Annotated in this window: 17 protein-coding genes; 5 read left to right on the forward strand and 12 right to left on the reverse strand. The window is 71.5% G+C overall.

Features of this window, described 5'->3' with window-relative positions; all coding sequences use genetic code 11:
- Nucleotides 1-7: 7 nt before the first annotated feature.
- From fadD8 to C9J87_RS10300, 3 genes are read right to left on the reverse strand one after another with little or no spacing between them, the layout of a single operon-like run.
- Nucleotides 8-1558 carry a fatty-acid--CoA ligase FadD8 gene (gene fadD8 / locus C9J87_RS10290; protein ID WP_010833076.1) on the reverse strand — a complete coding sequence of 517 codons (1551 nt, stop codon included), beginning with the start codon at nucleotides 1556-1558 and terminating at the stop codon, nucleotides 8-10.
- A gap of 40 nt (nucleotides 1559-1598) precedes the next feature.
- Nucleotides 1599-2462 (reverse strand): alpha/beta hydrolase, encoded by an 864-nt coding sequence (locus tag C9J87_RS10295; protein WP_010833077.1) that lies wholly within the window; start codon nucleotides 2460-2462, stop codon nucleotides 1599-1601.
- A 16-nt stretch (nucleotides 2463-2478) separates the two neighbouring features.
- On the reverse strand, nucleotides 2479-3522 hold the full coding sequence (locus C9J87_RS10300) for an LLM class F420-dependent oxidoreductase (protein ID WP_107705480.1): 1044 nt from the start codon (nucleotides 3520-3522) through the stop codon (nucleotides 2479-2481).
- Between the two features lie 56 nt (nucleotides 3523-3578).
- Between C9J87_RS10300 and C9J87_RS10305 the strand changes: the two genes are divergently transcribed.
- From C9J87_RS10305 to C9J87_RS10315, 3 genes are read left to right on the forward strand one after another with little or no spacing between them, the layout of a single operon-like run.
- Nucleotides 3579-4547, forward strand: coding sequence for a Zn-ribbon domain-containing OB-fold protein (locus C9J87_RS10305; protein ID WP_010833079.1), 969 nt, complete (start codon nucleotides 3579-3581; stop codon nucleotides 4545-4547).
- Nucleotides 4544-5587: a thiolase domain-containing protein gene (locus C9J87_RS10310; protein WP_010833080.1), complete on the forward strand. Its 1044-nt coding sequence runs from the start codon at nucleotides 4544-4546 to the stop codon at nucleotides 5585-5587. The genes C9J87_RS10305 and C9J87_RS10310 overlap by 4 nt, the downstream gene beginning before the upstream one ends.
- Entirely contained in the window at nucleotides 5584-6741 is a 1158-nt protein-coding gene (locus C9J87_RS10315) for a thiolase domain-containing protein (protein WP_010833081.1), read from the forward strand. Before C9J87_RS10310 ends, C9J87_RS10315 begins: the two co-directional genes overlap by 4 nt.
- A gap of 1 nt (nucleotide 6742) precedes the next feature.
- Here C9J87_RS10315 and C9J87_RS10320 read toward each other — a convergent pair whose 3' ends face one another.
- On the reverse strand, nucleotides 6743-7987 hold the full coding sequence (locus tag C9J87_RS10320; RefSeq protein WP_010833082.1) for a cytochrome P450: 1245 nt from the start codon (nucleotides 7985-7987) through the stop codon (nucleotides 6743-6745).
- 57 nt (nucleotides 7988-8044) lie between these two features.
- On the opposite strand from C9J87_RS10320, the gene C9J87_RS10325 reads away from it, so the two are divergent.
- Entirely contained in the window at nucleotides 8045-9205 is a 1161-nt protein-coding gene (locus tag C9J87_RS10325; protein ID WP_036490716.1) for a steroid 3-ketoacyl-CoA thiolase, read from the forward strand.
- A 15-nt stretch (nucleotides 9206-9220) separates the two neighbouring features.
- Here the strand turns inward: C9J87_RS10325 and C9J87_RS10330 are convergent, their stop codons facing one another.
- The 7 genes from C9J87_RS10330 to C9J87_RS10360 form a co-directional block, all read right to left on the reverse strand.
- Complete coding sequence (locus C9J87_RS10330) at nucleotides 9221-10000, reverse strand: SDR family NAD(P)-dependent oxidoreductase (RefSeq protein ID WP_010833084.1); 780 nt, start codon at nucleotides 9998-10000, stop codon at nucleotides 9221-9223.
- A 92-nt stretch (nucleotides 10001-10092) separates the two neighbouring features.
- Nucleotides 10093-11118, reverse strand: coding sequence for an AraC family transcriptional regulator (locus C9J87_RS10335; protein ID WP_198652327.1), 1026 nt, complete (start codon nucleotides 11116-11118; stop codon nucleotides 10093-10095).
- Between the two features lie 32 nt (nucleotides 11119-11150).
- Nucleotides 11151-12539: a sensor histidine kinase gene (locus C9J87_RS10340; RefSeq protein WP_036490718.1), complete on the reverse strand. Its 1389-nt coding sequence runs from the start codon at nucleotides 12537-12539 to the stop codon at nucleotides 11151-11153.
- The gene (locus C9J87_RS10345; protein WP_010833087.1) at nucleotides 12539-14197 is read right to left on the reverse strand and encodes an FAD-dependent oxidoreductase; all 1659 of its coding nucleotides are present in this window, start codon (nucleotides 14195-14197) and stop codon (nucleotides 12539-12541) included. The genes C9J87_RS10340 and C9J87_RS10345 overlap by 1 nt, the downstream gene beginning before the upstream one ends.
- Before the next feature lie 51 nt (nucleotides 14198-14248).
- Nucleotides 14249-15019: a type I methionyl aminopeptidase gene (gene map / locus C9J87_RS10350; RefSeq protein WP_107705482.1), complete on the reverse strand. Its 771-nt coding sequence runs from the start codon at nucleotides 15017-15019 to the stop codon at nucleotides 14249-14251.
- Complete coding sequence (abc-f, locus tag C9J87_RS10355; RefSeq protein ID WP_107705483.1) at nucleotides 15016-16653, reverse strand: ribosomal protection-like ABC-F family protein; 1638 nt, start codon at nucleotides 16651-16653, stop codon at nucleotides 15016-15018. Before abc-f ends, map begins: the two co-directional genes overlap by 4 nt.
- 20 nt (nucleotides 16654-16673) lie before the next feature.
- Nucleotides 16674-17516, reverse strand: coding sequence for a PhzF family phenazine biosynthesis protein (locus tag C9J87_RS10360; protein ID WP_010833090.1), 843 nt, complete (start codon nucleotides 17514-17516; stop codon nucleotides 16674-16676).
- A gap of 45 nt (nucleotides 17517-17561) precedes the next feature.
- Between C9J87_RS10360 and C9J87_RS10365 the strand changes: the two genes are divergently transcribed.
- On the forward strand, nucleotides 17562-19601 hold the full coding sequence (locus C9J87_RS10365) for a M3 family metallopeptidase (RefSeq protein ID WP_036490720.1): 2040 nt from the start codon (nucleotides 17562-17564) through the stop codon (nucleotides 19599-19601).
- Here C9J87_RS10365 and C9J87_RS10370 read toward each other — a convergent pair.
- Complete coding sequence (locus C9J87_RS10370; RefSeq protein ID WP_010833092.1) at nucleotides 19598-20626, reverse strand: NAD(P)H-binding protein; 1029 nt, start codon at nucleotides 20624-20626, stop codon at nucleotides 19598-19600. The genes C9J87_RS10365 and C9J87_RS10370 overlap by 4 nt on opposite strands.

A 20626-nucleotide genomic window follows, 5' to 3' on the forward strand; every position in this document is an offset into this window, starting at 1 on the left:
GACGACGCTAGCCGGAGGCGAACCGCGCGCGCAGCGCCTTCTTGTCCGGCTTCCCCAGTCCGGTGAGCGGGATCGCGTCGACCGCGATCACCTGCTTGGGGGCGTGCAGCGAGCCCTTGCGCTCCTTCACCAGCGCGACGATGCTCGCGACGTCCGCCTCGCTCAGCGTGGACCGGGGCACGACGAGGGCGGTCACCGCCTCGCCGTACCTCTCGTGCGGGACGCCGATGACCGCGACCTGCGCGACCGCGGGATGCGTGGCGACGACGTCCTCGACCTCGCGCGGGAAGACGTTGAAGCCGCCGGTCACGATCATGTCCTTCGTGCGATCGACGATGTACCAGAACCCGTCTTCATCCTCGCGCGCGACGTCACCCGTGTGCAGCCAGCCGTCGCGGAAGGTCTCGGCCGTCTCGTCGGGCAGCTTCCAGTAGCCACCCGCGAGCAGCGGCCCGGCCACGCAGATCTCCCCCGGTTCACCGACGGCGACCGGCGTGCCGTCGTCGGCGAGCAGCGCCGTACGGATGAAGGCACTGGGCCGGCCGCAGGACGCCAGGCGCTCGGGGGTGTGGTCGGCCTTGGCGAGGTAGGTGATCGCCATCGGCGCCTCGGACTGGCCGTAGGACTGCGCGAAGATCGGCCCGAACCGCTCGATCGCCTCGGCCAACCTGGTCGGGTTGATCGCCGAGGCGCCGTAGTAGACCGTCTCCAGCGACGACAGGTCGCGGGTGTGGCTGTCGGGGTGGTCGAGCAGGGCGTAGAGCATCGACGGCACGAGCATCGTGGCGGTGATGCGGTCGCGCTCGATGGCCTCGAGCACCAGTGCCGGGTCGAACTTCGCCAAGACGTTCAGCGACCCGCCCCGGATCACCGTCGGCACGAAGAACGCGGCGCCGGCGTGCGACAGCGGCGTGCACATCAGGAACCGCGGAGCGACCGGCCACTCCCACTCCGCCAGCTGGATCTGGCTCATCGTGTTCATCGCCTGCGCGGTCCCGATGACGCCCTTGGGCCTGCCGGTGGTGCCGCCGGTGTAGGCGATCGACACGATGTGGTCGGGGGGCAGGTCGAGGGCCGCGAGCGGTCGTGTGTCGTACGTCGCCGCGCTGGCCACCAGGTCGACGGCGACGTCCGCCAGGGCCGGCGGCACCGGGCCGATGGTCAGCACCTGCCGCAGCCCGGGGCAGCGCTCGAGCAGGCCCACCGCACGCTCGGCGAAGACGGGGTCCACGATCAGCGTCGTGATCTCTGCGTCGTCGATGACGTAGGCGTGGTCATCGAGGCTGCCGAGCGGGTGCAGGCTCGTGCGCCGGTAGCCCTGCGTCTGCCCGGCGCCGAGGATGACGAGCACCTCGGGCCGGTTGGGCGAGAGCAGCGCGGAGCCACCACCGTCGCCCAGCGCTTCGAAGGCCTGCACGTAGCGGCTGATCTCGTCGGCCACCTCACCGCCGGTGAGCGTGACGTCGCCGAGGTGCAGGACCGGCTGGTCGTGGTGCCGCTTCAGTGCGGCCACCATGAGGTGGCCGTTGTGGATGGGCAGGCGCAAGGAGTCGGTCACACCCCGCACACTAGAACGCGTTCTAGTGTGCGGCAACGGTTCAGCGGTGCCGGCCCAGCCAGTCGATGACGTCAGCGGTGACCGCAGCGCGGTTGGTCTCGTTGAAGATCTCGTGCCGGGCGCCGTCGTAGGTCTTGACCGTCACGTCCTTCACGCCCGCCTCGCGGTAGCGGTGGCCGAGCAGCTGGACGAGCTCGCCACCCCCGGCCAGCGGGTCGGCGGAGCCGGAGACGATCAGGATCGGCAGGTCGGACCGGATGCCCGCGAGCGCCTTCGGGTCCGCGAGCGTGGCCGCGGCGCCGAACAGGCTGGGCACCGTCTCGTCGGGCAGGTCGAATCCGCACAGCGGGTCGGCGACGTACGCATCGACCTCGGCCTCGTCGCGCGAGAGCCACTCGTAGCCCGTGCGGTGCTCGAAGCCGGCGTTGAACGCCTCGAGCCCGGCCGGGTCCTCGGACTCGGCGAGCCCGGCGGCGAGCACGTCGAGCGCGGTGGAGCCGGACAGCACGACGCCGGCATACAGGTCGGAGTGCTCCAGCAGCACCGACTGCGCGGCGAACGACCCCATCGAGTGGGCGATCAGGAAGAGCGGCAGGTCGGGGCGGTCCTCGCGGAGCGTGGCGCCGTACGCCGCCGTGTCGGCGATCAGGGCGTCGAACCCGCCCTTGCCGAAGTCACCCGGCGTGCCGTCGATCGACTTGCCGTGTCCGCGGTGGTCGTGGGCGTGCACGAGATAGCCGGCGCCGTTGAGCGCCTGCGCGAGCCGGTCGTAGCGGGCGGAGTGCTCGGCGAGGCCGTGGGCTATCTGGACCGCGGCCGCGGGGACGAACAGATTGTCCCAGCTGTAGGTCGCGAGGATGGTCGCGTCAGTCGGCGAGGTGAAGGTGGAACCCGAGGCGGTCATGGCGACACGCTAGGCCTTAGGCGAGCACTTCGGCGATCTTGGCGACCTCGTCGGCGGTTCGGCACGACAGCAACAGGGTCGTGACACCGGTGGTTTCCCACTCCGCAGCGCGCTCCTTGACGTAGCCCGCGTCGCCGATGATGTGCATGTCGTGCACCAGCTCGTCGGGGATCAGGGCGGTCGCGTCCGCCTTGCGGCCCTCGAGGTAGAGCCGCTGCACCTCGTCGGACAGCGCCTGGTGGCCCATGCGCTCGAAGACCTGCTTGTGGAAGTTGGCGTCCTTGGCGCCCATGCCGCCCATGTAGAGCGACACCACGCCCTTCATCGTGTCGACCACGGCGGCCCGCTCCGCGGCCGAGGTGGTGACCTGCACGTGACAGGTCGCTGCGATCTCGAAGTCCGCCCGCGTGCGGCGGGCTCCCGGTCGGGCGAAGCCCTCGTCGAGCCACGGCTGGTACATCGCGGCGGAGCCGGGCGTGTAGAAGATCGGGATCCAGCCGTCCGCGATCTCCGCGGTGAGCGCGACGTTCTTCGGCCCCTCGGCGCCGAGCCAGATCGGGACGTCGGCGCGCAACGGGTGCACGATCGACTTGAGCGGCTTGCCGAGCCCGGTCGCATCGGCGCCGGAGTAGGGCAACGGGTGGTGCGGACCAGCGCTGGTCACCGGCGCCTCGCGGGCGAGCACCTGCCGGATGATGTCGACCACCTCGCGGGTGCGCGCCAGTGGCTTGGCGAACGGGGCGCCGTACCAGCCCTCGACGACCTGCGGACCGCTCACGCCCATGCCGAGGACGACCCGGCCGCCGGAGAGGTGGTCGAGGGTCAGGGCGTGCATCGCGATGCTCGCCGGGCTGCGCCCCGACATCTGCACGATCGAGGTGCCGAGCCGCACCCGCGACGTCTCGCGGCCCCACCAGGCCAGCGGCGTGAACGCGTCGGAGCCCCAGGCCTCGGCGGTGAAGATCGCGTCGAACCCCGATGCCTCGGCGGCCGCAACGAGCTCGGCGACGCCGGAAGGGGGCTGCGCGCCCCAGTAGCCCAGCTGAAGTCCCAGTTTCATGGTCACACTCTCGCAGAAGCATTGCCCGCAAAACTAGAACGTGTTTCACTCTTGCCATGGCGCGCACGCTCTCCCAGCCCGTGACGGTGACCTTCGACTACACCCGCTCGACGGGCCCGGTCATCGGCCGCTTCCTCACCGGGCTGCGCGACGGCGTCGTCCTCGGAGGTCGTACGGCGGATGGCCGGGTGCTCGTCCCGCCGCCGGAGTTCGACCCGCAGACCCATGCCGCGACCACCGACTTCGTCGAGGTCGGTCCGGGCGGTGTCGTGGACAGCTGGACGTGGGTGCCCGAGCCGGTCGCCGGGCAGCCGTTCGACCGGCCCTTCGCCTGGGCGCTGGTGCGGTTCGACGGCGCAGACTGCGCGATGCTGCTCGCCCTCGACGCCGACCACGACGCGATCGCGACCGGGATGCGCGTCACCGTCCGGTGGGCCGACGAACGGGTCGGGGCGATCACCGACATCGCGTGCGTGGAGCCTTCGGCCGGGGACCTCGGTTTCGACACGCTCGCTGCACTCGCTGCTCAACCAGCGGCCGGGGAACCCGTCACCGGCGTCGTCTCCCCCATCTCGCTGGACTACCTCTACGCCGCGTCCCCGGAGGAGTCGGCGTTCTTCTCCGGCCTTGCCGAGGGCCGGATCATCGGCCAGCGCTGCCCGGTCTGCCACAAGGTCTACGTCCCTCCACGCGGCGCGTGCCCGGTCGACGGGGTCCCGACGACCGACGAGGTGGAGCTGCCGGACAGCGGCACGATCACGACGTTCTGCATCGTCAACGTGCCGTTCCTGGGGCAGCGGATCAGCCCGCCCTACGTCAGCGCCTACGTCCTCCTCGACGGCGCAGACATCGCGATCCAGCACCTGATCCTGGAGGTCCCGGCCGACGAGGTGCGGATGGGCATGCGGGTCGAGGCGGTGTGGCGACCACGCGACGAGTGGGGCACCACGATCGAGAACATCGCGCACTTCCGCCCGACCGGCGAGCCCGATGCCGACTACGAGACCTACCGGATGCACCTGTGAGGGACGTTGGCGTCGTCGCCTTCGCCCAGCGGCAGATGCGGGAGTTCGACGGCTCCCCCACGTGCGTCGAGCTGCTCGTGCCGATCTTCGCCGAGTGCTACGAGCAGACCGGCTTCACCCGCCAGGACATCGGCTTCTGGTGCTCCGGCTCGAGCGATTACCTCGCCGGCCGCTCGTTCTCCTTCGTCAGCGCGGTCGACGCGATCGGCGCCCTCCCGCCGGTCAACGAGTCCCACGTCGAGATGGACGCGGCCTGGGCGCTCTACGAGGCCTGGCTCAAGATCCAGACCGGCGAGGTCGACACCGCGCTGGTCTACGGGTTCGGCAAGTCCAGTGCGGGCACGCTGCGCCGTACCCTCGCGCTCCAGCTCGACCCCTACACGATGACGCCGCTGTGGCCCGACACCGTCTCCATCGCCGCGCTGCAGGCGCGGCTCGGCCTCGACGCGGGGCTGTGGGACGAGGCCGCCCTGGCCGCCGTGGCCGACCGCTCGCTGCGCGACGCGGAGCACAACGAGTGGGCGATCCGCCGCGGCGGCTCGAGCGTCGAGGACCTCCTGGCCCGACCGTTGTACGCCGATCCGCTGCGCAAGCACGACATCGCACCCGTCTCCGACGGAGCGTCCGCGATCGTGCTCGCCGCCGGCGACCGGGCGCGCGACGCGTGCGAGCGGCCGGCGTGGATCACGCACTTCTCGCACCACATCGACCCGTTGCACCTCGGTGCGCGCGACCTCACGACGTCGCTGTCGACGCGGCGTTCGGCACCGGCGACCCGCGTCGACCTCGCCGAGCTGCACGCGCCGTTCTCCCACCAGGAGCTGGTCCTGCGCCGCGAGCTGGGCCTGGGTGAGGACATCGTGATCAACCCGAGCGGTGGGGCCCTCACCGCCAACCCGATGTTCAGCGCCGGCCTCAACCGGATCGGCGAGGCGGCCGGGCGGGTGTGGGACGGCACCGCCGACAGGGTGCTCGGGCACGCCACCAGCGGCCCCGCCCTGCAGCAGAACCTCGTGTGCGCGATGGGAGCAACACCGTGACGAAACAGCCCGCAGCCGTCATTGGCATCGGCCAGACCCACCACCGCGCCAAGCGCGAGGACGTCTCGATGGCGGGGTTGTGCCGCGAGGCGATCGACCGTGCGCTGCTCGACGCCGGCATGACGTTCGACGACATCGACGCGGTGGTCGTCGGGAAGGCGCCCGACCTCTTCGAGGGCGTGATGATGCCCGAGCTGTTCCTCGCCGAGGCGCTCGGTGCGGCGGGCAAGCCCCTGCTGCGGGTGCACACGGCCGGCTCCGTCGGCGGCTCGACCGCGATCGTGGCGGCCTCGCTCGTCCAGGCCGGCGTGCACCGGCGGGTGCTGACGGTGGCGTTCGAGAAGCAGTCGGAGTCCAACGCGATGTGGGCGCTCAGCGTCCCGGTGCCGTTCGTGATGCCCGTCCACGCAGGTGCCGGCGGCTACTTCGCCCCGCACGTCCGTTCCTACATCCGACGCTCGGGGGCACCGACCCACGTCGGCGCGATCGTGGCGGCCAAGGATCGGCAGAACGCGCTGCTCAACCCCTACGCCCACCTCAAGAACCCCGACACCACAGTGGAGTCGGTGCTCGCCAGCCAGATGCTGTGGGACCCGATCCGCTACGACGAGACCTGCCCGTCCTCGGACGGCGCGTGCGCCCTCGTCATCGCCGACGCCGACACCGCGGCCTCGATCACCGACCCGGCCTGGATCCACGGCACCGTCATGCGCAGCGAGCCGACCACGGCGGCCGAGCGGGACCAGGTCAACCCGCTCGCCGGGCGCGCGGCCGCAGCCGCCCTCTGGAAGCAGGCGGGGATCACCAACCCGCTCGAGGAGATCGACGCCGCCGAGATCTACGTGCCCTTCTCGTGGTTCGAGCCGATGTGGCTGGAGAACCTCGGCTTCGCCCCGGAGGGCACCGGCTGGCAGCTGACCGAGGCCGGGGACACCGCCCTCGACGGCCGACTGCCCGTCAACGCGTCCGGTGGCGTGCTGTCGTCCAACCCGATCGGGGCGTCCGGCATGCTGCGGTTCGCCGAGGCTGCCCTGCAGGTCCGGGGGCAGGCCGGCGAGCACCAGGTCGACGGCGTACGGCGAGCGCTGGGCCATGCCTACGGCGGCGGCTCGCAGTTCTTCGCGATGTGGGTCGTCGGCGCCGAGAAGCCTTGACTCACGCGTAGCGGACCGGAAGCTCCTTGATCCCGTTGATCCACCCGGACCGCAGCCGCCGCTCGGGACCGTTGGCCACGATGTCGGGCATCCGGTCAGCGATCGCGTTGAACATGATCTCGACCTCGAGCCGGGCCAGGTTGGCACCGATGCAGTAGTGCGCACCGTGGCCGCCGAAGGCGACGTGCGGGTTGGGGTCGCGGGTGATGTCGAAGGCGTCGGGGTCGGTGAAGACCTCGTCGTCGTGGTTGGCGCTGGCATAGAAGATCCCGACACGCTGGCCGGCCTTGATCTGCTGGCCGCTGACCTCGGTGTCGACCGTCGCCGTACGCTGGAAGACCGTCACCGGCGTGGCCCAGCGGATGATCTCGTCGACCGTCGTCTTCGGACGCTCCTTCTTGAACAGCTCCCACTGGTCGGGGTGGTCGAAGAAGGCCTTCATGCCGTGCGTGATCGCGTTGCGGGTCGTCTCGTTGCCGGCGACCGCGAGCAGGATGACGAAGTAGCCGAACTCGTCGTCACCGAGGTGTCCGTGGCCGTCGATGTCGGCCGTGACGAGCTTGGTGATGATGTCGTCGCGCGGGTTGGCGCGACGGTCCTCGGCCATCCCCATGGCGTAGCCGAGGATCTCGGCCGCGGCGACGGCCGGGTCGACGTCGTAGTCGGGGTCGTCGTAGGCCAGCATCTGGTTGGACCAGTCGAAGAGCTTGCGGCGGTCGTCCTGCGGCACGCCGAGCAGCTCGGCGATGGCCTGCAGCGGCAGCTCGGCGGCGACGTCCTCGACGAAGTCGCCGGAGCCCTTCGCGATCGCGTCGTCGACGATCTTCTCGGCCCACTCCTGCAGCGTGCCGTGCAGGGCTCCGATGGCGCGCGGCGTGAAGCCGCGACTGATGATCTGCCGGCTCTTGGTGTGGTCCGGCGGGTCCTGGTTGATCAGCATGACCCGCTGGAGCTCGACCTCCTCACGCGTGATCTCGGAGTTGAGCCGGATGATCGCGGTGTTCTCCGAGGTGACGAAGTCCTTGGACTTGGAAACCAAGGAGACGTCCTCGTGGCGACTGATCGCCCAGTAGCCGGTGCCGCCCTCCATGCCGGCACGCGCCTCCGGCGGCTGCTCGACCCAGAAGACCGGGGCGTTCTTGCGCAGCGCGAGGAACTCCGCGTGCGGGACGCCGATCTCGTTGATGGCCGGATCGGTCGGGTCGAAGCCCGTGGGCAGGTCGAGGTCGTGGAGCTGTGCGGTCACGTGGACAGGTTGCCACGGGGCTTGTCCGAATACAAGAACGTGTTCTAGTTTTGTCGCATGGGCACCCCTGTGATCGTCGAAGCCGTCCGTACGCCGCTGGGCAAGCGCCGAGGCTGGCTGGCCGGCGTTCACCCGGCTGAGCTGCTCGGGGCGTCGCTCGTCGAGGTCGTCAAGCGCTCCGGGGTGGACCCCGCGCTGGTCGGGCAGGTCGTCGGCGGCTGTGTGACCCAGGCGGGCGAGCAGTCGAACAACATGGTGCGGCGCGCCTGGATGCACGCCGGGCTGCCCAACGAGGTGGCCTCCACCGTCATCGACGCGCAGTGCTCGAGTGCCCAGCAGGCCACCCACCTCATCAACGCCATGATCACCGCCGGCGTGATCGACGCCGGCATCGCGTGCGGGATCGAGTCCATGTCACGCGTCGGCCTCGGCGCCAACGTCCCTCCCGGCACGGGCGACCCGCGGCCCTCCTCGTGGGACATCGACCTGCCCAACCAGTTCGAGGGAGCCGACCGGATCGTCCGCGACCGCGGGTTCAGTCGTGCGCAGGTCGACGAGTTCGGACTCTGGTCGCAGCAGAAGGCACGGGTCGCGCTCGACGAGGGTCGGTTCGCCCGGGAGACCTTCGCGGTGACCGCCCCCCAGCTCCTCGAGGACGGCAGCGTCGGCGAGACCCGGTCGGTCGACACGGACCAGGGGGTCCGCGACACCTCCCTCGACGGCCTCGCCGCGCTCAAGCCGGTGCTGGAGGGCGGCATCCACACGGCCGGCACGTCGTCCCAGATCTCCGACGGCTCCTCGGCGCTGCTGCTGATGGACTCAGCCCTCGCGGCCTCGCTCGGCCTGACCCCCCGGGCCCGGATCGTCGCGTCCTGCCTCGTGGGCGCCGACCCCTACTATCACCTCGACGGACCGGTGCAGGCGACGTCACGCGTGCTCGCGGACTCCGGCATGTCGATCGCGGACCTCGACATCTGCGAGGTCAACGAGGCCTTCGCGGGGGTGGTCATGTCCTGGGCGAAGGTGCACGCCGTACCGCCCGAGAAGATCAACGTGAACGGCGGCGCGATCGCGCTCGGCCACCCGGTCGGCTCGACCGGGACCCGCCTGCTCACGACTGCCCTGCACGAGCTGGAGCGTCGCGACGCCTCCACCGCACTCGTCTCGATGTGTGCCGGTGGCGCCCAGGCGTCCGCCACGATCATCGAGCGGATCTGATGCCCTCGCGGCAGGTCAGTGCATGACGGAGTCGGCGCGCGTGAGCCGCTTGAGCGAGTCGGACGCGCCGGCGGGCAGGAGCGAGAAGAGGCGCCCCTGGACCGCGATCTCCTTCGGGACGCACACCTCGAGCTCGTGGGTCCGCATCGCCTCGACGACCCGGTCCGCGACCATGCTGGGCTCGACGACACGCACACCCATGGCGGCGTTGAAGTCCTTCGTCATCTCGGTGCGGATGACACCGGGCATGACGACCGAGGTCTTCACCCCGGTGTCGCGCAGCTCGCCGCGCAGGGCCCGGGTGAACCCGAGCACCGCGTGCTTGGTCGCGGAGTAGACCGCGCCGTTGGCCGTGGCGATCATCCCCGCACTCGAGGCCATGTTGACGATGTGCCCCTGGTCGCGCGGCAGCATCCGGTCCAGCGCCAGCCGGGTGCCGGTCAGGACACCGCCGATGTTCACGTCGAGCTGCAGCTGGACGTCCTCGGCCGGGAGCTCGCTGAAGGGACCCATGCGCAGGATGCCGGCGTTGTTGACGAGGGCATGGAGCGGTCCCTGCTCTGCCTCGACGGTGTCGAGGAAGCGGCGGAAGTCCGCCTCGTCGCGCACGTCGACCGTCAGCCCCAGCACGTCGGGACCGATCTCGGCGGCAGCTTCCTTCACGAGGGTCTCGTCCAGGTCGCCGATGGCCACCGACATGCCGGCCCGATGGCACGAGCGCGCGATCTCCAACCCGATTCCGCGCCCCCCGCCGGTGATGGCGACGACGAGACCGGTGAGGTCCTGGTTCTTCATAGCGGGCACGAGATCCTTCTTCCGAACAGCTGGCGGGCAGACCCCTCATCGTCTCCCGGGACGTCCCGGGAGGGCTTGACTCACCAGGACAGCTAGTTGACTTCTGCGGACACTCGCAAGGCAAGACGGGCTGCCCGGGGAGATGCTGCGAACCAGTGCCGGCAGCGTCTCGAGAAGGTGCTCTGCTCGGAGTAGCCCAGCAGTCCGGAGATCTGGCCGAGCGGCATGTCGGTGTCCCGCAGGAGCTTGCCGGCGACGTCTCGGCGCACCGAGTCGACCAGCTGGTCGAACGTGTGGCCCTGGGCTGTGAGCTGACGCTGGAGCGTCTTGGGGTGCAGGGCGAGGTGGGCCGCCACCACACCGATCGTGAGGCGCCTGGTCGGGAGCAGGTGCCTGACCAGGGTCGTGACCGACGCGACGAGATCGGACTCCCCGCCAGAGGGGTGCTCGTCGGCGAGGGCCCGGTCGAGGTAGTGGGTGACGCACCGGTGGAGCTCGCCCCCCTGTCCCAGGGGACCGTCGAGGTCGCGGACACGGAGGGTGAACCCCATCGACGGCTCCGCGAAACGGACGTGGGCACCGTAGTGGCGTTCGTAGCTGTCCGTAGCGGACACCGGGTCATGGGGCACGTGCACGCACAGCGGGCTCGACCCACTCAGCAGCCGCAGGATCTTGAGGGTGAGGCCGAGCGTGAGCTCGGTCGTCTGCCGGTGCGCGGGCGGGTTCTCGACCACGAAGGCCAGACCGAGGCGGACGCGTCCGGGGTGATCGGTGGCCGTCAGCGACACCCGCAGGCCCCGGCTGTAGAAGGCGAGATAGCGCCCGATCGCCTCGATCCCCTCCCCCACGGTCGGAGCGCTGAGGGCGACCGCGCTGACCGGCCCGAGGATGTCCATGTCCTGCCGCTGGGCGAGCTGCAGGCCGAAGTCGGGCGCGCCCGTGACCCGCGCCGCGGACTCGAGGGTGTCCATCACGTGGGAGTAGCCGACGAAGGAGTCGATGTCCCCCACCGCGTCCAGTGCGATCCCGGATGCCCGCAGGACCGGCTCGGGATCCGCACCGAGGTCACGCATCAGTTCCGGGAAGCCCACCAGGCAGGTCCCGCGGATGAGTGTCACGGGGGCAAGCGTCAGAGGCAGGAGTGCCCCTGTCATGCCGCCGGGTGCGAGATCGGGATCCGCACCTCGAACACGGTGTGCCCCGGCTCGGGATGGATCACGATCTCGCCACCGTGCCGCTCGACGACGATGCGACGCGCGATGTCCAGGCCGAGACCGGTCCCCTGGCCGACGTCCTTCGTCGTGAAGAAGGCCTCGAAGGCACGCTCCGCGACGTCCGGGGCCAGCCCCGGTCCGGTGTCCCCGACCTCGACCACCACCTGGTCGCCGTCGCGGCGGGTCGCGACGTGCAGGACGCCGGTGTCCCCCATCGCGTCCAGCGCGTTGTCGACCAGGTTGGTCCACACCTGGTTGAGCTCTCCCGGGAACGCGTCCACCAGCGGGACGTCGTCGCCGTACACGCGGACCACCCGCACACCGTCGGGCACCTTGTGGCCGAGCATCACCAGCGTGCTGTCGATGCCCTCGGTGACCTGCGTGGGCTGGCGCGAACCGCGGTCCATCTGCGAGTAGGAACGGACTGCGGAGACCAGCTCGGAGACGCGCCGGGTCGACTCACGGATCTCGCCGAGCGTCGAGGACAGCGAGATGGTCGCCGACACCCAGCTCAGCCCGGCCCCGAGGGCCGGCCCGAGCAGGTCATCGGCGCGCTCGCACCACGCGACGTCGGCCCCCGCCGCGGCGAGCGGGGACGCGAGCTCCCACCCGCACTCGACCCCGCGTCGCTCCAGCCAGCGGTCGAGCAGGTCCTCGGTGTCGGCGAGGACGAGCGCGTCGGCAGAGTGCGGTCGTTCGTCGAGCTCGCGGCGCAGCAGGTCGAGGCCGGCGAACTGCTCGGCCGTGATCCGCAGCTGGGCGAGGTCGCCCAGCGAGGCCAGCAGCGACGTACTGTGCGCCTCCATGGCCGCGACGGCGCGCACCGCTGCCGCGGCCGGGTTGTTCAGCTCGTGCGCGAGGCCTGCGGCCATTCGGCCCAGGGTCACCAACGAGTCGCGCTGGCGTGCGGTCGCCTCGATGCGCCGCGCCGTACCGAAGATGCCGTTGACGATGTGGACACCGAACGGGAACCACTCGTCGAGGAGCGTGCGCAGGGCCGCCGAGGGCAGCCGGAACATCCGTCCCGGCTCGACCCCGCGGGCGGTCGCGAGATAGACGCCCTGCTCGTCCCACGCCCGGAACCCGCCGGCCCAGAGCCCGGCGCGGGCCATCCGACCGACCACGACGTCCTCGCGACCGACGTGTCGCACCAGCTCGATGGCGCCCTCGACCAGCACCCACCAGAAGTCGGCGTGCTCGCCCTCGCTGAACAGCTGGACGCCGTCGTCGATCGCGACCTCCTCACCGGCCGCGAGCAGCTCCGCCAGCTGTGCTTCGTCGAGCCCGTCGAAGAGCGGGATCGGGCGCAGCTCCTCCGCGCGCATCACGTCGTCCCGAGGTAGCGGTGGACGTGGTAGACCGACATCGCACCCTCGCCGACCGCCGACGCGACGCGCTTCATCGAGTCGAGCCGCACGTCTCCGGCGGCGAAGACGCCCGGGATGCTGGTCTCGAGGGAGTACGGCGCCCGCTCGAGCGGCCAGCCGGCGCCCACGTCCGGTCCGGTGACCACGAACCCGTGGCTGTCCCTCGTGACGCTCCCGCCCAGCCAGTCCGTGCGCGGCTCTGCACCGATGAAGACGAACAGCCAGCTGGCCGTCACGACCTCCGTGGCGCCGGTCGTGCGCTCGGCGATGGTCAGGCACTCGAGGTGCCGGTCACCGCCGACGGCCACGACCTCGCTGGAGAGGCGCACCTCGATGGTCTGCGCCTCCCGGATCCGGTCGACGAGGTACTGCGACATTCCGGCCTCGAGCGTCGGTCCGCGCACCAGCAGCACGACCCTCTTCGCGTGCTTGGCCAGGTTGAGCGCCGCCTGGCCGGCGGAGTTGGCGTCCCCGACGAGGTAGACGTCGTCGCCGGTGCACTGGGACGCCTCGGTGGCGTCGGCACCGTAGTAGACACCGCGACCGGTGAGGGCCTCGACGCCCTCGGCACCCAGCCGTCGGTAGGACACCCCGGTCGCCACGATCACGGACCGGGCCTCAATCTCGGCGGTCTGGCCGGCCTCCTCGTAGAGGACCACGCGCGCAGGCCCGCGCGCCTCCAGTCCGGCCACCTCGCGGGCGAGCACCAGCTCGGCGCCGAAGCGGGTGACCTGCGCCAGCGCGCGGTGCGTGAGGTCGGCGCCGCTGAGCCCGCGCGGGAAGCCGAGGTAGTTCTCGATCGCGGCACTCTGCCCGGCCTGCCCTCCGGGAGCCTCCCGCTCGACGATCACGGTGCTGAGGCCTTCGGAGGCGGCGTACACCGCAGCCGCGAGGCCGGCCGGGCCGGCGCCGACGATGCAGACGTCGTAGAGCTGTTGCTGCGCGGTGGTGCGCAGCCCGAGAGCCCGGGCGACCTCCAGCGGGTGCGGGCTGATGAGCGGTTCGCTGTCGGCGACGAGCACCATCGGAAGTGCGCCGGGGTCGAGGCCAGCGGCGGCGAGCAGCCGCTCCCCCTCCGGGTCGGTCTCGACGTCGAGCCACTTGTACGGCACGTGGTTGCGGGTCAGGAAGCGCCGGAGCTCGTGGGCACGCTCGGACCAGCGGTGACCGACGATGCGGACCGCGACCGTGCTCTCGGGGTTCTCGGCACGCCAGTCGGAGAGCAGGTCGTCGATGACCGGGTAGAGCCGGTCCTCCGGCGGGTCCCACGGCTTGAGGAGGTAGTAGTCGAGGCCGATGTCGTTGATCGCCTGGATGGCGACGCCGGTGTCGGCATAGGCCGTGAGCAGGAGGTACTTCGCCGTGGCGGCGTGGGCGCGGGCCTGCCCCAGCAGCTCGATGCCCGTCATCTGCGGCATCCGCTGGTCGGCGGCGACCAGCGCCACCGGCTGGTTGCGCAGGCTCATCCGGGAGAGCAGGTCCAGCGCCTCCGCGCCGGAGGTCGCGCGCACGATGCGGTAGTCGCGGCCGTACCTGACGCGCAGGTCCCGGCTGATCGCGGCCGAGACGCCGACGTCGTCGTCGACGGTCAGGATCGCGGGCTTGACGGAGTCCATCACGGGGACGCTAGGACGAGTGCGGACCCCGCCGGCGGGGATGGGCCCGGCTTACCCAATCAGGGTGAGGATCTCGGCCCCGTCCTCGGTGATGGCGATCGTGTGCTCGCTGTGCGCCGTCCTGCAACCGGTCGCGCTGCGCAGGGTCCAGCCGTCGTCGTCGGTGACGAGCTCGGCGGTGTCGGCCATGACCCACGGCTCGAGCGCCAGCAGCAGCCCCGGACGCAGCGTGAAGCCGCGGCCCGGGCGCCCGGTGTTCGAGATGTGCGGGTCCTGGTGCATCGTCGAACCAATGCCGTGGCCGCCGAACTCGGTGTTGATCGGATAGCCCGCCTCCGTGAGGACCGTGCCGATGGCGTGGGACAGGTCGCCGATGCGAGCCCCCGGTCCGGCCGCGGCGATCCCCGCGGCCAGCGCGCGCTCGGTGGCCTCGATCATGGCGACGCTCTCCGGCGGCCTGGTCTCGCCCACGATGAAGCTGATGGCGGAGTCGGCGGCGATCCCGGCCTTGGACACGGCGAGGTCGAGGGTCAGCAGGTCGCCGTCGGCCAGGGCGTAGTCGTGGGGCAGGCCGTGGAGCACGGCGTCGTTGACTGCCGTACAGATGTAGTGCCCGAACGGCCCGCGGCCGAAGGACGGCGCGTAGTCGACGTAGCAGGACTCGGCCCCGGCCTCGGCGATCATGGCCTTCGTCCAGCGGTCGATGTCCAGCAGGTTGGTGCCGACCACGGCGCGGCTCCGCATGGTCCGCAGGATGTCGGCCACGAGGGCGCCCGACTCCCGGGCCAGGGCCACCCGGGCCGGATTCAGGATCTCGATCATGCGAGGACCACCTTTCCGCCGTCGACCTGCCAGCGCTGGTCGAGCTTCACGTTGGCGAGGAGCCGACGGTCGTGGGAGACGAGCAGGAGCGTGCCGTCGTACGACTCGAGAGCCTGTTCCAGCTGCTCGATCGCCGGCAGGTCGAGGTGGTTGGTGGGCTCGTCGAGGACGAGCAGGTTGACCCCGCGCGCCTGCAGGAGCGCCATCGCTGCGCGGGTGCGCTCGCCGGGCGAGAGCCGCTCGACGAGGCTGGCGACCTGGTCGGCCTTGAGCCCGAACTTCGCCAGCAGGGTGCGCACCTCCGCCGGGGTCATCGCAGGCACGACGGCCTCGAATGCGTCACCGAGCGGCAGGTCCTCGGCCAGGGAGGTGCGGGCCTGGTCGATCTCGCCGATCGCGACGGTCGCACCCAGGGAGGCGCGTCCCTCGTCCGGCGCGGTGTGGCCGAGCAGGAGCCGCAGCAACGTCGTCTTGCCGGCCCCGTTGGGCCCGGTGATCGCGATCCGGTCGCCGGCCGTGACCTGCAGGGAGACCGGACCGAGCACGAAGTCGCCGAGCCGCTTCGTCGCGGCGTCGAGGGTCGCGACGACGCTCGAGGAGCGCGGCGCGGCGGCGATGTCGAACTGCAGCACCCACTCCTTGCGCGGCTCCTCGACCTCGTCGAGGCGGGCGATCCGCGACTCCATCTGCCGGACCTTCTGGCCCTGCTTCTCCGACGACTCCGTCTGCGCCTTGCGGCGGATCTTGTCGTTGTCGGGCGACTTCTTCATCGCGTTGCGCACGCCCTGCGAGCTCCACTCGCGCTGGGTGCGCGCCCGGGACACGAGGTCGGCCTTCTTGTCGGCGAACTCCTCGTAGGCCTCGCGGGCGTGCCGCCGGGCGACGGCGCGCTCCTCGAGGAAGGCGTCGTAGCCACCGTCGTAGACCGCGACCTGCTGCTGCGCGAGGTCGAGCTCGACGATCCGGGTGACGCAGCGGGCCAGGAACTCGCGGTCGTGGGAGACGAGCACGACACCGGCGCGCAGGCCACGCACGAAGGACTCGAGGCGCTCGAGGCCGTCGAGGTCGAGGTCGTTGGTCGGCTCGTCGAGCAGCACGATGTCAAAGCGGCTCAGCAGCAGCGCCGCGAGGGCGACCCGCGCTGCCTGCCCGCCGGACAGCGAGGTCATCAGCGCGTCCGTGCCGACGCCCAGCCCGAGCTCGGCGAGCGTGGCGGGCGCCCGGTCCTCCAGGTCGGCCGCGCCGCTGGCCAGCCAGTGGTCGAGCGCGACCGCGTAGTTGTCGCCCGCGTCGGGGTCGTCCGACTCCAGCGCCGCGGCCGTCTCGTCCATCGCGGCGGTCGCCGCGGCTGCGCCCGTACGGCGGGCAAGGTAGCCGCCCACGGTCTCCCCCGGCACGCGCTCGTGCTCCTGCGGGAGCGAGCCGACGAAGGCGTCAGCGGGCGCGGTGGACACCGTCCCGGCCATCGGCGTCGTCTCGCCGGCGAGCAGTCGCAGCAGGGTGGACTTGCCGGCGCCGTTGGCGCCCACCACGCCGACCACGTCGCCGGGCGCGACCGTCAGGTTCAAGGACTCGAAGAGGGTGCGGTGACCGTGGCCGCCGGCCAGATCCTTCGCTACCAGGGTGCCACTCACCGACGCAGCCTAGCCGTGGCTCACCCGACGTCGATGCTGCCCTCGATCCGCGTCACGGCGTCGCCCGAGACCCAGACCTGCGTGCCGGCGGACTCGATGTGGACGCGCCCGTTGCGGCCGATGACCGACCCCTGCCGCGCGACATAGCTCTCGGGCAGGGCACCCGTCCCGATGAGCCACTGCGCGAGCGCGGCGTTGGCGCTGCCCGTGACCGGGTCCTCGCCGAAGTCGCGACCGTCGGCATAGAAGGCGCGCACCTCGACGTCGGCCCCGAGGTCGGCTGCGCTCGCGTCGTCCCACCGACCGACGATCGCGACCTTGAGGTCCGCGAAGGCCGCGACGTCGGGGACCACGTCGACGACCGCCCGGGCGGCGCCGAGGTCGACGCCCACCCAGCCCGGGCCGTTGTCGGTCCAGGCCATGTCGAGGACCGCGGACTCGTCGACGGCGAGCGCCTTGACGATGCGCGCCCGCAGCTCGGGCTCCACCTCACCCGAGCGTCGCAGCGGTGGCGCGACGAAGCCGAGGCGCGGCTCGCGGCGGACCTGGACGAGCCCGACACCGCACTCCTGCACGATCACGTCGCCCCGGGGCGAGCCGCCGGCCTCGAGCCACGCGTGGGCGCTGCCGATCGTCGGGTGTCCCGCGAAGGGCAGCTCGCCGCCCGTCGTCCAGATGCGCACGCGGTAGTCGGCTGCCGGGTCGGTCGGGGAGCACAGGAAGGTCGTCTCCGACAGGTTCGTCCATCGGGCGATCGCGGCCATCTGCGCGTCGCTCAGGTCGTCGGCGTCGTGGATGACGGCGAGCGGGTTGCCCAGCCACGGCTCGGCGGAGAAGACGTCGACCTGTCGGAAGGGCAGCATGTCGCCATCTCACCAGAGTGCTCACCCGTTTGCTTGGATGACGACATGACCAACTCGCTGCTGAGCCCGTCGACCCTGCCCTTCGCCCTCCCGGACTACGCCAACCTGTCGGACGCTGACTTCCGCGAGGCGATCGAGCGGGGCATGGCCGAGCACCTGGTCGAGCTGGACGCCGTGGCGCAGGACACCGAGCCCGCCACCGTCGCCAACGTCCTCGAGGCGTGGGAGCGCAGCGGCAGCCTGCTGACCCGGGCGATGAACGCCTTCTGGGTCGCCAAGGCCGCCGACACCAACGACGAGCGCGACGCGATCGAGGAGGACATCGCACCCAGGCTGGCCCAGCACGAGGACGCGATCCTGCTCAACGCGGGGCTCTACGCGCGGCTGACCCAGCTGCGCGCCCGCCGCGACAGCGGCGAGGTCACCCTGGACGCCCAGGAGACCCACCTGCTCGCCGAGCAGCTCAAGGACTTCGAGCGCGGCGGCATCGCGCTGCCCGAGGACGAGCAGGCGCGGCTGCGCGAGCTCAACACCGAGCTGGCGACGCTGGCGACGAAGTTCGACCAGCTGCTGGTCGCCGGCCGCAACGCCGCGGGTGTCCTGATCACCGACGAGGCCGAGCTCGACGGCCTCGACGACGGGGAGCGGGCCGGGGCGAAGGAGGCCGCCCAGGAGGTCGGCGAGGACGGCTGGCTGCTCACGATCACCAACACCACCGGCCAGCCCGTGCTCGCCTCCCTGCGCAACCGCGCCGTCCGCGAGCGCGTGTGGCGGGCCAGCGCCGAGCGCGGACTCGTCGCCGGCGACCACGACACCCGTGGAGTGCTCCTCACGATGGCCAAGCTCCGCGACGAGCGGGCGCGGCTCCTGGGCTACCCGCACCACGCGGCCTATGCCGCCGAGGACGGTTGCGCCGGCAGCACCGACGCCGTCAACGAGATCCTCGGCCGTCTCGGCCCCGCCGCCTACGACCTCGTCCGCGCCCGCGGCGAGCAGCTCCAGGCCCACCTCGAGGAGCTCGAGCCCGGCGCCACCCTCGAAGCCTGGGACTGGGCGTACGTCGACAGCCAGCTGCGGCACGAGGAGGCCGAGCTCGACCAGGGCGCACTGCGCCCCTACCTCGAGTTCGACCGGGTGCTGGAGCACGGGGTGCTCGCCGCCGCGACCGCGCTCTACGGCATCACCTTCCACCGGCGCGAGGACCTCGTCGGCTACACCGCGGACGCCCGCGTCTACGAGGTCCGCGAGGAGGACGGCGACCACCTCGGTGTCGTGGTCATCGACCCCTACACCCGCTCGACCAAGCAGGGCGGCGCGTGGATGACGAGCATCGTCGACCAGAGCGAGCTCCTGGGCGACTCCCCCGTCGTGACGAACACCTGCAACTTCCCGCCGCCGGCGCCCGGCAGCCCGAGCCTGCTCTCGTGGGACAACGTCATCACGCTCTTCCACGAGTTCGGACACGACCTGCACGGCCTGCTCTCCGACGTGCGGTTCCCGAGCCGCAGCGGCACGTCCGTGCCGCGGGACTTCGTCGAGTTCCCCAGCCAGGTCAACGAGATCTGGGCCCGCGAGCCCAGCCTGCTGGCGACCTACGCCCGCCACCACGAGACCGGCGAGCCGTTGCCCGACGAGATGCTCGCCCAGCTGCTGGAGACCTCGGGCAAGGAGACCTTCCGCTACGCCGAGCTGCTGGGCGCGATGATCCTCGACCAGGCTTGGTACCAGACCCCCGCGACCGACCTGCCCTCCGATCCCGAGGGCGTCGAGGCCTTCGAGCTCGCGGCGCTCGAGAAGGCCGGTGTCCACTACGCGCCGGTGCCGCCGCGCTACCGCTCGACCTACTTCCACCACATCTTCGGCGGCGGCTACTCCGCGGCCTACTACTCCTACCTCTGGTCGGAGATCATGGACGCCGACACCGTCGCGTGGTTCGAGGGCCGGGGCGGCATGACGCGCGAGGCCGGCGAGCACTTCCGCCGCACGCTGCTGGCGCCGGGCGGATCAGTCGACGCGATGGAGTCCTACCGCGCGTTCCGCGGCGGCGACCCGGACCTCGGCCACCTGCTGGAGCGGATCGGCTAGAAGGACCGGAGGCGGTGCCACGCCAGGCTCACACCGGCCCGCACCGACCGGGGCGCGGGCACCGCGTCGAGGAGCGGTGCGTGCTGGCGGGTCCAGTCGGGGTCGCTCGGCATCGGGCCTTCCAGCCCGATCCCGTGCACAGCGCGCTCCATCCCCTCCCGCACGGTGAGCAGTGCGTCGCCGGACGCCGGCACCCAGGTCGCGGACGGTCGACACACCATGTCGTGGCGCAGTGACGCCACGAGCGCGGTGACGGTCCAGAAGGGTGCGCGGACGAGACCCGCCGTCCCGGCCGCGACCAGCACGGTCGGTGCGAGCAGCACCGGCACCCGCACCCGCAGGAGCTGGGCGGCACGCGCGTGGGCGGCCAGGAGTCGCGGGTAGCGGATCACGTCGGGGCCGCCGATGTCGAGGGCTCCTGTCATGGGCGGGTCGCAGGTCAGTGCCTCGACGAGCGCACGCACGGCATCGGTGACCGCGATCGGCTGGACGCGCGAGCGCAGCCACGAGGGGACCGGCTGGACGACCAGCAGGGTGCTGAGCTGGCGGACCACCTCGAAGGACGTCGAGCCCGCGCCGATGATGACGCCGGCGCGCAGGGCCACGCTCGCGGCCGTCGAGCGCAACAGCTCCTCCTCGACCTCCAGCCGGGAGGCGATGTGGGCGGACAGTTCGGCGCGCGGGACGTCGGGGACAAGCCCGCTGAGGTAGACGAGCCGGGGTACCGAGGCCGCATCGACCCCGCGGCGTACGACCTCGGCACCGACCCGGTCCGGGCCCGCGAAACCCCTCCGGTCGAAGGAGTGCACGAGGTAGCAGACGGCGTCGACGTCGACGAGCGCCGCGTCCACGTCCGCACGCGACGTGACGTCGCAGCGCACCCAGTCGACCGACGCGCCCCAGTCGAACCGCTCCGGCGCGGGTTCCGACGACGAGGCCGCGACCACTGCGTGGCCCTCGTCGAGCAGGGCCGGGACCAGTCGTGAGCCGACATAGCCGGTGGCACCGAGCACGAGGATCCGCAC

Source organism: Nocardioides allogilvus (assembly GCF_003047285.1).
Taxonomy (GTDB): domain Bacteria; phylum Actinomycetota; class Actinomycetes; order Propionibacteriales; family Nocardioidaceae; genus Nocardioides; species Nocardioides allogilvus.

Coding starts and splice junctions, on each gene's coding strand:
- C9J87_RS10325 (WP_036490716.1), top strand. CDS start 8,045: ATGGGCACCCCTGTGATCGTCGAAGCCGTCCGTACGCCGCTGGGCAAG.
- map (WP_107705482.1), bottom strand. CDS start 15,019: ATGATCGAGATCCTGAATCCGGCCCGGGTGGCCCTGGCCCGGGAGTCG.
- C9J87_RS10295 (WP_010833077.1), bottom strand. CDS start 2,462: ATGACCGCCTCGGGTTCCACCTTCACCTCGCCGACTGACGCGACCATC.
- C9J87_RS10330 (WP_010833084.1), bottom strand. CDS start 10,000: ATGAAGAACCAGGACCTCACCGGTCTCGTCGTCGCCATCACCGGCGGG.
- C9J87_RS10305 (WP_010833079.1), top strand. CDS start 3,579: ATGGCGCGCACGCTCTCCCAGCCCGTGACGGTGACCTTCGACTACACC.
- C9J87_RS10360 (WP_010833090.1), bottom strand. CDS start 17,516: ATGCTGCCCTTCCGACAGGTCGACGTCTTCTCCGCCGAGCCGTGGCTG.
- C9J87_RS10345 (WP_010833087.1), bottom strand. CDS start 14,197: ATGGACTCCGTCAAGCCCGCGATCCTGACCGTCGACGACGACGTCGGC.
- C9J87_RS10365 (WP_036490720.1), top strand. CDS start 17,562: ATGACCAACTCGCTGCTGAGCCCGTCGACCCTGCCCTTCGCCCTCCCG.
- C9J87_RS10340 (WP_036490718.1), bottom strand. CDS start 12,539: ATGCGCGCGGAGGAGCTGCGCCCGATCCCGCTCTTCGACGGGCTCGAC.
- C9J87_RS10300 (WP_107705480.1), bottom strand. CDS start 3,522: ATGAAACTGGGACTTCAGCTGGGCTACTGGGGCGCGCAGCCCCCTTCC.